Source organism: Streptomyces sp. NPDC001941, from assembly GCF_040296945.1.
GTDB lineage: Bacteria > Actinomycetota > Actinomycetes > Streptomycetales > Streptomycetaceae > Streptomyces.
The window spans coordinates 25,772-38,176 of the sequence record NZ_JBEOYE010000087.1 but is presented as its reverse complement, the minus strand read 5'-3'; the positions used below and the strand labels follow the sequence as shown (position 1 = coordinate 38,176).

Annotated in this window: 12 protein-coding genes; 4 read left to right on the top strand and 8 right to left on the bottom strand. The window is 72.0% G+C overall.

What is annotated here, in order from left to right:
* Positions 1–106: 106 nt before the first annotated feature.
* Positions 107–445 carry a peptidase inhibitor family I36 protein gene (locus ABT160_RS37230; RefSeq protein WP_351652598.1) on the bottom strand — a complete coding sequence of 113 codons (339 nt, stop codon included), beginning with the start codon at positions 443–445 and terminating at the stop codon, positions 107–109.
* 386 nt (positions 446–831) lie between these two features.
* Here ABT160_RS37230 and ABT160_RS37225 point away from each other — a divergent pair, with 386 nt between their 5' ends.
* Positions 832–963 (top strand): hypothetical protein, encoded by a 132-nt coding sequence (locus tag ABT160_RS37225; RefSeq protein ID WP_351652596.1) that lies wholly within the window; start codon positions 832–834, stop codon positions 961–963.
* Positions 964–1,321: 358 nt separating this feature from the next.
* The gene (locus tag ABT160_RS37220) at positions 1,322–2,119 is read left to right on the top strand and encodes a hypothetical protein (RefSeq protein WP_351652594.1); all 798 of its coding nucleotides are present in this window, start codon (positions 1,322–1,324) and stop codon (positions 2,117–2,119) included.
* Positions 2,120–2,144: 25 nt separating this feature from the next.
* Here ABT160_RS37220 and ABT160_RS37215 read toward each other — a convergent pair whose 3' ends face one another.
* A complete protein-coding gene (locus ABT160_RS37215) occupies positions 2,145–2,348 on the bottom strand; it encodes a hypothetical protein (RefSeq protein ID WP_351652592.1) in 204 nt (67 codons plus the stop codon).
* Between the two features lie 226 nt (positions 2,349–2,574).
* Here ABT160_RS37215 and ABT160_RS37210 point away from each other — a divergent pair, with 226 nt between their 5' ends.
* A complete protein-coding gene (locus ABT160_RS37210; RefSeq protein WP_351652590.1) occupies positions 2,575–3,240 on the top strand; it encodes an MSMEG_1061 family FMN-dependent PPOX-type flavoprotein in 666 nt (221 codons plus the stop codon).
* 19 nt (positions 3,241–3,259) lie between these two features.
* Here ABT160_RS37210 and ABT160_RS37205 read toward each other — a convergent pair whose 3' ends face one another.
* The 6 genes from ABT160_RS37205 to ABT160_RS37180 form a co-directional block, all read right to left on the bottom strand.
* On the bottom strand, positions 3,260–4,492 hold the full coding sequence (locus ABT160_RS37205) for a cytochrome P450 (protein ID WP_351652588.1): 1,233 nt from the start codon (positions 4,490–4,492) through the stop codon (positions 3,260–3,262).
* A complete protein-coding gene (locus tag ABT160_RS37200) occupies positions 4,489–5,862 on the bottom strand; it encodes an aminotransferase-like domain-containing protein (protein WP_351652586.1) in 1,374 nt (457 codons plus the stop codon). The genes ABT160_RS37205 and ABT160_RS37200 overlap by 4 nt, the downstream gene beginning before the upstream one ends.
* Positions 5,859–7,337, bottom strand: coding sequence for a (3,5-dihydroxyphenyl)acetyl-CoA 1,2-dioxygenase DpgC (gene dpgC / locus ABT160_RS37195; RefSeq protein ID WP_351652584.1), 1,479 nt, complete (start codon positions 7,335–7,337; stop codon positions 5,859–5,861). The genes ABT160_RS37200 and dpgC overlap by 4 nt, the downstream gene beginning before the upstream one ends.
* The gene (dpgB, locus tag ABT160_RS37190) at positions 7,334–8,107 is read right to left on the bottom strand and encodes an enoyl-CoA-hydratase DpgB (RefSeq protein ID WP_351652582.1); all 774 of its coding nucleotides are present in this window, start codon (positions 8,105–8,107) and stop codon (positions 7,334–7,336) included. The genes dpgC and dpgB overlap by 4 nt, the downstream gene beginning before the upstream one ends.
* A gap of 146 nt (positions 8,108–8,253) precedes the next feature.
* Positions 8,254–9,333: a 3,5-dihydroxyphenylacetyl-CoA synthase DpgA gene (gene dpgA / locus ABT160_RS37185; RefSeq protein WP_351652580.1), complete on the bottom strand. Its 1,080-nt coding sequence runs from the start codon at positions 9,331–9,333 to the stop codon at positions 8,254–8,256.
* Positions 9,330–10,493: a glycine amidinotransferase gene (locus tag ABT160_RS37180; RefSeq protein ID WP_351652578.1), complete on the bottom strand. Its 1,164-nt coding sequence runs from the start codon at positions 10,491–10,493 to the stop codon at positions 9,330–9,332. The genes dpgA and ABT160_RS37180 overlap by 4 nt, the downstream gene beginning before the upstream one ends.
* A 586-nt stretch (positions 10,494–11,079) precedes the next feature.
* Here ABT160_RS37180 and ABT160_RS37175 point away from each other — a divergent pair.
* On the top strand, positions 11,080–12,375 hold the full coding sequence (locus ABT160_RS37175; RefSeq protein WP_351652576.1) for a preATP grasp domain-containing protein: 1,296 nt from the start codon (positions 11,080–11,082) through the stop codon (positions 12,373–12,375).
* Positions 12,376–12,405: the final 30 nt, after the last annotated feature.

Here is a 12,405-nt window from a genome sequence, read left to right as displayed (position 1 = left end):
TGAATACCCGCCTGGTGTCCCACCCCGATCTGTGGTTGGGGTCTGCGCGGGCCCCCCCCCCCCCGCGGCGCGCCACGCATCCCCTGTCCGGCGCCGGCGAGCGGGCCTACTGACGCTTGAGGGAGCGGATCTGGTAGTTGCCCTGGAGGTTGCCGTTGCCGTTACTCGGGGTGGAGCCGACCCGGTCGCCGTAGTTGGTGCCCTTGTAGTACTGGACCTTGTAGCCCATGAGGTTCCGCACGGACAGTACGTTGTTCCCCGAGTTCCTGATGAAGCCGCAGGTGTCAACGGTGTTGGCCACCGGGGGGATGAACTCACAGACCTCCCCCGTACCGTCCCAGCCAGAGTAGATGCAGAACTTCCCATTGCTGCAGGCGTACCCCTGAGCGGAGGCACCCCCGTCAGTGGCGGCGACCGCGGGCGCGGTCAGGGCGGAGAGAGCCATGAGCGAGGCGGCAACGAGCGGAATAGCGCGGCGCATACGTGTTCCCTTCGTGATCGTGAATCAGGAGTGGAGCCGAGCCAGGGCAAGCACGCTCACCCGCGTGTCACCGATGGCCCCAGATGTCCTGGCGAACGGCATCAGCAGATGAAGAGGCCTGCCTGACGGCTGATACGCACGCGTCGGCCCGGGAGCCGACGCCGACTGGAACACCCGAGCCACATCGTGAGGAAGGCGCCCATTGTCCCCAAGCCCCGCAACAGAAAGGCCAGGTCACAACATCAAACTGCGCGGACAACACCAATTGGCCGCGGACAACCGACACCAGGGAACGGGGCGAGTTTGCCGTCACCACCGCCGCCCGCCAGCCGGCCCACGAGGAAACGACGATGCGCGAGCTGATCGACGGCGGCTCGCTCGACGTCCGCGACCGCATCCACACCCTGACCGTCTACGCCCTCGCGCTCCTGCTCGACACCTTCACGAGCACAGGTCCGCGGCCGCGAGTTCAGAAATCCTGAACCAGAAAGAACCGCAGGTCAGCGCTCCGAATAGTGCCCTGGCCCAGCAATCAGGCGGGTGGCTCCGAAGCGTCGCCGCAGGTCAAGGGTGATTACCGAGAGCTACTCGCCACCTGGCGGCAGCTATACGAGAAGTGGGCCTACGCGCGGCGCTTGGACGCGCAGGCTGCCGCGTCCCTGAGTGGCCGTGTGCGGCCTCCGGGCGCTTCCAGGCACTTCCGGTGCCGGAGCGGAGATCGGCGCTCCAGGGACATGTCACGCCCCTTCTCGGGCCTGTTGTGAAGATCCCCAGGCTGCTCGTACCTCAGAAGTTGCTCAACCCCCCACGACGCACTCGCCGGCCGGGGCAGGATGAGCCATGACCCTCGTCCAGTGGGTGCCCTTCGCCACCGCCTGCGCCACGCTCCTCGCCGCGGGCCTCGCCGGTCTGGTCGCCTACAGAGCCGCCCGCCGTACCGCACGGACCACCTGGCGGGCCAAGACCGCCGAATGGCAGTACGAGTCTGTGATCACCTTCTACGACGTGGTCACGCAGCTGGCCGACCATCCCGAGGGCCCCCGTGGGGAAGGCCCCGGCAGCGAGGCTGAGGAGGTGGCAGCAGCGTGGCAGCGGCTGGACTTGACCGGCCCAGGCCACCTGGCCCAAGCAGGGCTCAAGCTACGCAACTGCGCGCTGAAGATGGCGAGACTCAAGAATCTCGCAGAGGAATGGCACCGGCTCAAGGAGCAGGCAGACGACTGCCACCGCCATCACCTTCGCCTGCTGGAAACACCGCCCGTGGTGTCCGTAGCCGGCGACTTCGAACGCGCCAAGACGCTGTGCGAGTCGAGCGCGGCGATGACCGAGAAGCTGCACGCAACCCTCTACGCCGGGAAACGGGTGGTCGAAAGCGCCGAGTGGGAAAGCCTGCTTGACGCAGTCGACCGCTACGAGCGCCACCGCTTCCCCCAGTACCCGTGGGAGTACGTCTCTCCGGCCGAGGAAGCGCTGCCAAGGAACATCACCCGTTCAAGCATCGAAACACTCCGCAACAAGGGCCAGAGTCCCTTCATCACTGAACGGGTGAAGACGGCGACATGTGATGCCCTTTTCGAGGAGCTAGCGCGCTTCAAGGACACAGTCCGTAGCTGGCTCGACGGCGAGAAGACCTCCTGAGCCCCGGGCCTCACGATTGACCCGGCTAGCGAGCCTGGCGCTCCGCCGCCGCGTGCCACCAACCCGGCGGCGACGGACCCGTGACGGCCGCGCTCGGCTGGTCCGGGTGGAGCCCCAGGCGGCGCAGCGCCTCCGCGTCCACGCGCACCCCGAACCAGCCGTGCCAGTGGCCGTCAGCGCCTACCCCGCACGCCAGGTCCACCCGGATGTCGTCCTCGCTCAAGGGCATCCAGTCGATGCCCCGGTCCCGCAGTCAACCCCGCAGTACCGCCATCGGGTGCGGGCGGCCCGGCAGGTTCTCGTAGGACGCGATGGTGATCCATTCGGCGTTCGGTGTCTCCATGTCCGCCATCATGCCGGGCCGCCGCTCCGGTCTCACCCGCATTTCGCGCGTAGGGAGGCCCGGGCCCGGCCTCCCCCAACCCCCTGTCCCAGGCTCTTCTATGGTCTTCCCCATGACCATCGACACGGGGACCCCCACCTCGCTCTTCGCCACCCTCCAAGCCGACGCCCTCACCAGCCCCGACCAGCTCCGCGAGCTCTACCCCCAGCCGAACCCGCACGCCCTCCGCAAGGAGACGGACCATCTCACCGAGCAGGGGCGCGCGTTGATCGGTTGCTCCTCGCTCGTGTTCATCGGCAGTGCCGACTCCGAGGGCCGCGCCGACGTGACCCCGCGGGGCGGTCCGCCCGGGTTCGTCGCCGTGCTCGACGAGCGCACCCTGGTCATCCCCGACGCCACCGGCAACAAGCGCCTCGACACCCTGCACAACGTGCTGGAGACCGGACGGCTCGGGCTCGTCTTCCTCATCCCCGGTCGCCCCACCACCCTGCGCGTCAACGGCCGCGCCTGCGTCTCCGCGCGTCCCGAACTGCTCGCCCGGCTCACCCCCGTCGGCAAGCCGCCGGTCACCGCGCTGGTGGTGCAGGTCGAGCAGGTCTATCCGCACTGCCCCAAGTCGCTGATGCGCGCCGGCGCCTGGGAGCCGGAGCAGTGGGTGGCCGCCGACGCCCAGCCCAGCAGCGCCGAGGTGACCCTGGCCCAGCTCGACCTGCCCGGTCTCACCGTCGAGCAAGTCGAGGAGGCCGAGCGCGAGTCGCTGCGGCTGCGTTACCAGTGAGCCGGACGCAGGAGGGCCGTCACCAGGTGACCGGCAGCGCGTGCACCCCGTAGAAGCCCATGTCCTCGCCCCTGGGGACCTGGGACGCGGGGACCGCCAGTCGTAGCGTCGGGAAGCGGGCGAAGAGCGCCGGGAACGCGATCTTCATCTCCGTACGGGCCAGGTGCTGGCCGATGCACTGGTGCGGGCCGTGGCCGAACGCCAGGTGCCCGGAGACGGGGCGCGTGACGTCCAGGGCGTTCGGGTCATCGAAGCGCGACGGGTCGCGGTTCGCGGTCGACAGGGAGACCGTGACCGACTCCCCCGCCCGCACCACCTGGCCCAGCAGCTCCACGTCCTCCAACGGGCAGCGCGGTACGCCGAAGTGAAAGATCGTCAGGTAGCGCAGGAGTTCCTCCACCGCGCCCGGCGCCAGCGAGGGGTCGGCCGTGAGGCGCGCCAGCTGGTCCGGGTGCGAAAGGAGCGCGAACACCCCCAGGCCTAGCGAACCCGCCGTCGTCTCGTGCCCCGCCGACAGCAGCAGCGCCCCCGCCCCGGCGACTTCGGCGATCGACAGGTCGTCCCCGCGCGCCAGTTCGCTGAGCAGGTCCTCCCCCGGGTCCCGTCGGCGGTGTCCGGCCAGCTCCGTCAGGAAGGCGTCCAGCTCGCTCATGGCCGTCGCGGCCTGTTCGGCCGTCGCGCCGAGTTCGAAGAGCGTCGCGCTGTTGCGCTGGAACTCGGCGCGTTCGGAGTAGGGCACGCCGAGGAGTTCGCAGATCACCAGGGAGGGGACCGGGAGCGCGAACTGCTCGACCAGGTCGACCGGTTCGGCGCCCGTTCCCAGCTCGGCCATCGCGTCCAGGCGCTCCGCCACGATCTCCTCGACGCGCGGTGTCAGGGCGCGGGTCCTCCGTACCGTGAACCACCCCATCAGGCGCCTGCGCAGCCGCGTGTGCTGCGGCGCGTCCATGTCCACCAGCCAGCCCGGCAGCGCCGGGCTCCCGTAGAACGGGTCGGTGCCCGGGCGCGCCACCGGCACCCGCTTCAGCTCCGAGCGGGCGCTGAACCGGGCGTCGGCGAGGACCTGGCGGGCCAGCTCGTGGCCGGTGACCAGCCAGCCGATGTGTCCGTCGGGGTACCGCAGGCGGGTCAGCGGGCCCCGCTCGTGCGCCGCCGTCAGACCGGGCGGCGGGTCGAAGGGGTGGAGCGGGTCGCGTGCGGTGGGGTGCGGGGGCGCCTCGGCCGCCGGGCACGCGTGGGTACGGTCCGTCACTTCGGGGCTCCTTCGTTCCCGGGCCTGCTCGTCCCGTATCTCCGTGAGGGCCCTGTTCCCGGGTGCGCGCACTCCCGCAGGAACCTCGTCAGCCTGCGTACGCCCTCGTCGATGCGGTCCGGGTCCAGGTAGCTGCACGACAGCCTCAGGGTGTGGGTGCCCCCGCCGCCCACGTGGAAGGGGGCCATCGGGGTCCACAGCACCCCGTACTCCGACGCGGCCGCCTCAAGCAGCGCCTCGTCCGCCGGGACCGGCAGGCGTACGAGGACGAAGAAGCCGCCGTCCGGGTGGTTCCAGCCCACCCCCTCGGGCACTCCCCCGGCGCCCTCGCGGTCCAGGGCTTCGAGGAGGTGGGTGAGGTTGCGGCGGTAGAGCGCCGCACGCGTGCGGATCGGTTCGGCCAGGGAGCCGCCGTGTTCGAGGAGCATGCCCGCGATCAACGCCTGTGAGAGGGGTGGGGTGTTGACTGTCACGGCCGTCTTCAGGCGTGCGAGTTCGCCGGCCAGCGTCACCTCGCCCGAGCCGTGACCCGTTCCCACGCGCTGGTCGGCGACCGCGTACCCGACCCGTGCCCCCGGGAAGCACACCTTGGCGAACGTCCCGATGTGCACGACCCGTCGTTCCGTGTCCAGCGCCTTGAGCGCGGGCAGTTCGGTGCCGGGGGCGGCCGTGAATCCGTACGCGTTGTCCTCGATGACGAGGAAGTCCTCCTGCTCGGCGAGGGACAACAGGGCTTGTCGACGGGCGAGTTGCATGCGCGAGCCGCTGGGGTTGGCGTAGTCGGGGGCGACGTAGCACGCACGGATGCGGCCGCCCGTGCGGCGGGCCGCCCTGCATGCCTCGGCGAGCGCCGCGACGTCCAGGCCGTCGTGGTCCTCGGGGACGGGGACGACCTCGGCGCCCAGGAACGCCGCGGCGCTCGTGATGCCCACGAAGCAGGGGTCCGCCACGGCCAGCAGGTCCCCGGGGTCCGCGAGCAGGGCCCGCAGCGTCAGGAGCATCGCCTCCTGCGCCCCGACCGTGATCACCAGGTCGTCCGGTGCGGCGTCGATGCCCTGGTCGCGGCGCAGCGCCTCGGCCACGACCTCGTTGACCAGGCCCTGCGCCGGTCCGTACTCGTACAGCAGCCGGGTCGCCGACTCGCGGGTGCGGCCGGGTGCGGCGGCCGCGTGGTCGAGGAAGCGGTCCAGGTAGCGTGCGGTGTCGAGGTCGGCGTACGGCGCCGGGTGGGGTGCGCCCGGTGCGAAGGAGACCGCGTCGGGGTGACGGCCCATCACCTCGTTGAGGAAGCCGATGGATTCGAGGACCGGGTCGCCGAGCGAGGCGTGCAGGGCGGCCCGGGAGAGGCTAGCTCGTGCGGCCGTGCTCATCGCGCCGCCTCCCCGGCCGGGAGCCCTGGCGCGGTCGCCGCGCGTCCCGAACGGGCCCAGTGGCGCTCGGCCTTGTCCAGGACGTCGGGGCTGTACGTGCGCCGGGCCTGGACCACCGCGAACCGGGCCAGGTAGCCGCGCAGCAGCTCGACGGGCTCCTCGGCGAGGGTCAGCATGGCGCGGTTCGCCGCCACCGCCGGTCCTGCCAGGTCCCGCACCGCACGCTCCGCCGCCTCGTCGAGGCCCTCGGCCGGGACCACCTCGTCGACCAGGAGCTCGGCCGCGGGCTCGTCGGTGCGGATGCGGCGGCCGGACAGGATGATCTGCCGGGCGAGCCGGGCCCCGGTCAGCCGGGTGAGGCGCAGGTTGCCGAGACCGGGGACGATGCCCTCGTCCGCGGCGGGCAGGCTGAGGAACGCCCCTTCCTCGGCGATGACGTGGTCCAGGACCAGGAGCAGCTGCATCCCGCCGCCGATGGCGAAGGAGTCGACGACGCCCACCCAGGGCTTGGTCACCGCGCCGTCCGGGTCGTGCCCGCGGCCGGTCCCCCGGTCCTCCCCGTCGGCGCCGAGCAGGCCGCGCGCCAGCTTGTTCACGTACCCCAGTTCGCGGCCGAGCAGGAAGTCGACGAACGAGATCGAACCCGCCCTCAGCTCCTTGAGGTTGATGCCCGCGCTGAAGACGCGCCGTCCCGCGTGGCGCGGGTGGTCGACGGTGCCGCCGCGCAGGACGCCGACGCGCACCCGGTCGTCGAGCAGCACGACGTCGACGGCGGTCTCCAGGTCGGCGATCAGCCGGTCGTCCTCGGCGTTGAGGCAGTGCGCGTTGCGGAAGGTGACGTGCGCCGCCTCGCCGCGCCGCTCCAGGAGTACGGCGTCCAGCTCCAGCCGGTCGTTCGCGCGGAACTCCGCCAGGCGGGCCGCCGATCCGGGGGCGGGCCGCAGCATCGACTCGATGAGGTGCGTCCCGGCGGACGGCGACCGCAGCAGGGCGCCGAAGAAGATGCCCTGGTCGATCTCGCGTCCCTCCTTGTGCGCCTGTACGCGGGTGCGCTCCTCGGCCAGCTGCGCCGCGTCCGGCACCAGGCCCGGGAAGCGGGTGGCGGCCCCGGCGGCGAGTTCGGCGATCCGGGGGCGCCGGGTGCGGCCCGCGGTCAGGGCGTCGTAGACGGCGTCGGCGTGCCGGTCGAGGAAGGTCTGGCGGGCGGCCCGGCAGCCTTCGTGGAGCACGGTCGCGCGGCGGGCCTCGGCTTCCGTGCGGTCGGGGACCGTAGGCAGCCGGGCGAGGAGCCGCTCGGCCTCGGCCGCGTGCCGGGCCAGGGCTTCGGCGTCGATGGCCAGGTCGCCGGTGGGGGGCGCTGCGGGGGTGGTGCCGTGGCCGGCAGGGGTGGGAGCGTCCCCAGGGCCGGAGCCGGATCCGCGGGTGGCGCCGGCGTCCGGCCCGTGGCCGCGTTCCTCTTCCGTGCGCCCGCTCACCCCGCCCTCCCGGCCTCGGCTGCGGTCAGGCGGCGCAGTTCGCGGTCGCACGCCGCCAGGTGCGCGCCGAGCGCGTCGTCGTACTCCAGGCTCTGCGCCTCCAGCAACAGCTGCCTGCGGACGGCGAGTTCGGTGTCCGAGATGCGGCCCATGAGGACGCTCGCCGTGTGCAGGGCCTCCTCGGTGTCGGCGGCCACCTGGTCGATCAGGCCCAGCTCGCGGGCGCAGGCGGCGTCGACGTCGTCGCCCCAGAGCACGATCTGCCGGGCGCGGGCCGCGCCGAGTTGCTGCGAGAGCCGGTACACCGCCATGCCGGGCCAGAAGTGGCCGTCGTTCACCGGGGCCAGCAGGCGCAGGTCGGGGGCGCCGATGCGGTAGTCGGCGACGAGCAGCAGATCCAGGGCGGGGCCGCCGCAGGCGCCGTCGGCCACGGCGATGCTCAGGGCGGGCAGGCGTTCCAGTCTCCGTACGGCCCGTTCCCACCGGTTGATCTGCTGGATGTCGACGGCGCCGGGCCAGGAGCGCGCGGCGGCGGGGGCCCGCGGCAGGCGGACCACGACCACGGCGGGCTCCGTACGCCGCTCGGCCCGGTCGCACGCCTCGGTGACGGCTGCGGTGAGTTCGGGCAGCGGCCGGCCGGCGTCCAGGGCCAGCGTGATGTCGAGGCCGCCGGGCGGGGCCGTGACGGCGCCCGGGCCCTCCGCCGTACCGGGCACGTGCCTGACCGGAGCGCCCTCACCGGCCGTGGCCGCCTGCTTGTCTGTCCGCACCGCGGTTCCTTTCCTCGTGCCGTATGCGCCGCTCGAAGTGCTGTTCTGGCTGATCACCGGGCCGTCGGCGGCGCTCGCCGTGCCGTGGGCGGCGCTCGCGGCGGCTTCTTCAGCGCCCCGCCCGGTGCCGCCCCGCCCGGTGCGCGTCACCACCGTGCGAGCGCCATCTCGATCGTCGACCCCGGCCCCATCGTCATCAGGACCCCCACGTCACCCGGCCGGGCCGTGCCCTCGGCCGCCAGGCGCTGGTAGGAGAAGAGGAACGAGCCGCTGGACAGGTTTCCGTGGTCGCGCAGGACGCCGGTGGTGTGCCGTACGTCGTGCCGGGACAGGCCCAGGTTGACGCGTACCGAGTCGACGACCTTCTTGCCGCCGGAGTGCACCACCCAGTGGGCGATGTCGGACGGGAGCAGACCGGTGCCGCGCAGCAGGCGCTCCAGGGCGCCGGGCGCGTGCGCGCCGACGACGTACGGGATCTGCGGGTCGAGCCAGAAGCTGAACTTGCCCTGGGCGTCGTCCCAGTCGTAGCGCATGGCGTCGACGGCCTCGGGGATGATCCGGCTGGAGAAGCGCAGCAGGGCCGGCTCGGGCGGCCTCGCCTCGCCGCCCTCCCTGGCCTCCGCGGTGGTGACGGCGACGGCCGCCGCGCCGTCGCCGAAGAGGCTGTTGACGACCGCGGAGCGCATCGTGCCGTCGAGGACGTACGCGGCGGAGCAGACCTCGACGCAGACGAGCAGGGCGAGTTCGCCGGGGTGGGCGCGGGCCCAGCCGTCGACGGCGTTCAGGGCGTTGAGGCCCGCGTTGCAGCCCATGCCGACGACGTCGAGCCGGGAGCAGGAGACGTCGATCCCCAGTTCCTTGATGAGCAGGGCCGAGAAGCCGGGGGTGAGGAAGCCGGTGGAGGTGACGCAGCACAGGTAGCGGACGTCGGCGAGGTCGGCGTCGGTGTCCTTGAGGCAGTTCTCGACGGCGCGGCGGCCGAGTTCGATGCCCTGCCGGGTGTGCTTGCGCAGCAAGTCGCCCTGGGATTCGACGGCTTGGGACCCATCGGGTGCGCGTTCCGGGAGCGTGAGTCCCCGGCGTTCGATCGCGCTGTTGAGGAAGACCGAGCGGACGCGGGGGTCCGTGACGTCCAGCAGGTCGAGGAGTTCGCGCTGGGTGTACGTGGTGTCGGGCACGGCGGTGCCGACGCCCGCGAGCCGGGGTGCGACGCCGGGGGCGGTCATCCGAGGTAGTCCTCCGGGCCGCCTTCGCGCACGGTGTCGAGCGTGAAGCAGTGGAAGCCGCCGCCGAACAGCCGCCGGTGGCGGTGGCGTACGGGGACGACGGTGAAGCGGTACTTCTCCAGGGTGCGCATCAGCTCGGGGCAGGCCTCGTTGACGAGGACGGTTTCGGGCCCGGCGGACAGCACGTTGAGGTCGATGAACGGGCTGGTCAGGACCAGGTCCTCGTCCTCGTACCGGGGGAAGTTGTCGCTCTCGGGCGTGGGAGCGACGATCCGGTCCCAGCTCCGCAGCGCCTCGGGCAGCTTGTCGGCGACCGCCTCGGAGCGCACGAGCAGGGTGCCGGGGCGCAGGGCGAGGACCATGCTGTCGATGTGGCTGTCGCTGAGCTTGTGGACGCGGTGGACGCGGAAGCGGCCCGCCACGTGGCGCTCCAGCCAGTCGCAGGCCAGCGCGTGGTGCGCGGTGGACACGTTGACCACCAAGTCGCGGCCCAGGCGCAGGACTTGGGCGCCGTCGAACATCATCTCGATGCCGACGTCGTACGGCGACGGGCTCGGCTCCCCGATCGGCTCGGTGGGCCCGCCGACCGTGCTCTCCCTGGCGTAGGCGAGGTCGAAGGACGCGTCGGTCATCAGGGGCCGGGGCATCACCGTCCACCGGGCGCCGCGCTCGAAGTAGCGCTGGAAGACCGGGGTGAGGAACTGCGTCTCGAAGTAGCGGGAGCGGATCATGGGCGGGGTCTCGATGATCTCGTCGCCCAGGATCAGGGTGTTGTCGCGTATGTTCAGCGGCGGGACGACGGACGCGGACCAGGCCGGGGTGCGCACCTCGCTGGTGGCCGCGTCGAGGTCCAGCGGCCGGTGGACGGTGACCCCGAGGCCGGCCAGGGCGGCGGCGATGCCGTCGAGGTCCTCGACCAGCTCGTCGACGTACCGCTGCTTGATGGGGACGCGTCCGCGCCGCCCGCTCCCGTCGTCGGGCTCGCCGCCGACCGTGAGGCGCGGGTAGTACCACTCGGAGCGGCTGGCGTTGTCGCCGGCGATGTTGTCGTGGAAGAAGAGGTCGAAGGACAACTCGCGTTCGTGCGAGGTGTAGTTGGCCGCCGATCCGACGACGACCTCCTTGAGGGTGGACCATTCGTCGAAGCTGTTCAGCATCATCGCGTGCTCCATGGATCGCCTCGGGCATGCCACTGCCCCGCTCGGCTCTGACCGATCCCCGGGACGGGGCCGTCGCGTCCTCCACCCTCGGTCGCCGGTCGATCAAGGGCAAGGGGCCCTTTTCGCGGTCACCGCTTTTCGGTCTTCTGCGGGACGGAGCGTCCGCAAGGTGACACGCGCACACCGGATTCCGGGCGCGCCGGGGCATCCTGGCTGGTCAGCCCGGCCGGGCGGCGGGTAGCCGGAGGTGTGCGGGAGGCTTGGCAGGAGCAATCCCGCAGGGGCCGGATGTGTCCGGATCCTTGCATCCTCCACTCACCCTAGTGTGACGTGGGCCACACGGCAGGTCCGGGTGGTGCGGGATGTGCTTCGATCGGCATCGGCGCACCTCCTCGGCCCGAACTCGCGGTCGGCGTACGGTCCATGACCGTTCTCCGGGCGTTCACCGTGGTCCTCGCGGAGCCGTGAGAGCGTTTTCAGCCGGACCGGGGCACTTCCCGGCCCGGATTCCCTCGATCCCATCTTCCCGTGTGCACCCGCAACGGTGCGCGCGCAACGACCATGACGACGAGGTGGACGAACAGACATGCCCCGGCTCCTGATCGGCAACGGCCCGAGCGAAGACCTGGTGGGAGACTGGAACAAGCCCCTGATGGGGTGGTGGGCCCAGCGCCTGTTCTGGTTCCTGCGCGACGGTGACGTCCTGGTGCTGCCCGAGGCCCCGGACGAGGAGTTCCTCGCGTACGCGACCGAGTTGCTCGGTGTCGACGCCGCGAGCCTGCGCTTCGTCGTACGACCGGCCCGGCAGCGCCCCGGGAACTGGCTGCTCGACCCCGACCTCACCGAGCGCACCCGGCAGGCCCTGGACGGCGCCGCCCCGACCGAGGTGTTCGCGCTGTGCCCCAACGAGGCGGTCGTCGAGCTCGCCGACTCCCTCGGCGCGCGCTCGGCGGTCCCCGGCCACGCCTTCCTCGGCCAGGGGGGCGACCGCATCGCCGACAGCAAGGCGGTCTTCCGCATGGTCGCGGCGGGCGCCGGGGTGCCGCTGCCCCGGGGCGGCGTGAGCGCCAACCCGGAGAGCGCGTACCGCCTGGTCACCCGGCTCCTCGACGCGGGCCGCGCGGTGATCCTGAAGAAGGAATTCGCCCAGGCGGGCAGCGGCAACGAGGTGCTCACCCTGACCGAGGGCATCAAGGTCAACGGCGCTGCCCGCACGGTCGTGCTGCCCGACGCCCGCGAGTCGGTGCGCGTGTACCTCAACGAGCGCTGGGAGTGGCTCACCGAGGGCCGTCTGCACCAAGTCGTCGTCGAGGAGTACCACCCGGGCAGCCAGGCGGTGTTCGCCGAGTTCTGGGTCGGGGACGAGGGCGTGGAGCTGGGCGGCCAGGGAGAGTTGGTGGCCGAGCCGGTCGCCGACCACTCCTTCCTGCCGGCCCCCGGGCTGACCCCGGAGCAGGAGGACGCGCTGATGTCGGGCGGGCGCCGACTGGCCGAGGTGGTGCGGGAGATGGGCTACCGGGGGGTGCTCAGCGCGGACGCCATCGTGGTGCGGACCGACGACGGCGCCTCCGAGGTCGTGTTCACCGAGTACAACGGCGTGGTGACCGGCTCCACCCACGTCTACCAGCTCGGCAAGCGGCTGGCCGGCGTGGACTACGCCGAGGACCGCCTGCTCGCGGAGTACGTCTCCTGGCCGGTCGCGTCGTTCGCCGAGGCCCGCAAATACGTGGAGACCGAGGGCCTGGGCTACGACCGGAAGAGCCGGACCGGGGTCGTCCTGCTGAACTCCTGGCGGGACAAGAACGACGGGGTGGTCCCGTTCTGCCTGATCGCGGAGGACATCGGGGCGGTGGAGCGGCTGAAGGCGCGGCTCATGCCATAGGGATGTGCGTAGGGGTACGGGGGTTGGCCC

Coding starts and splice junctions, on each gene's coding strand:
- ABT160_RS37225 (WP_351652596.1), top strand. CDS start 832: ATGCGCGAGCTGATCGACGGCGGCTCGCTCGACGTCCGCGACCGCATC.
- ABT160_RS37215 (WP_351652592.1), bottom strand. CDS start 2,348: ATGCCCTTGAGCGAGGACGACATCCGGGTGGACCTGGCGTGCGGGGTA.
- ABT160_RS37180 (WP_351652578.1), bottom strand. CDS start 10,493: ATGATGCTGAACAGCTTCGACGAATGGTCCACCCTCAAGGAGGTCGTC.
- ABT160_RS37210 (WP_351652590.1), top strand. CDS start 2,575: ATGACCATCGACACGGGGACCCCCACCTCGCTCTTCGCCACCCTCCAA.
- ABT160_RS37220 (WP_351652594.1), top strand. CDS start 1,322: ATGACCCTCGTCCAGTGGGTGCCCTTCGCCACCGCCTGCGCCACGCTC.
- dpgA (WP_351652580.1), bottom strand. CDS start 9,333: ATGACCGCCCCCGGCGTCGCACCCCGGCTCGCGGGCGTCGGCACCGCC.
- ABT160_RS37175 (WP_351652576.1), top strand. CDS start 11,080: ATGCCCCGGCTCCTGATCGGCAACGGCCCGAGCGAAGACCTGGTGGGA.
- ABT160_RS37200 (WP_351652586.1), bottom strand. CDS start 5,862: ATGAGCACGGCCGCACGAGCTAGCCTCTCCCGGGCCGCCCTGCACGCC.
- ABT160_RS37230 (WP_351652598.1), bottom strand. CDS start 445: ATGGCTCTCTCCGCCCTGACCGCGCCCGCGGTCGCCGCCACTGACGGG.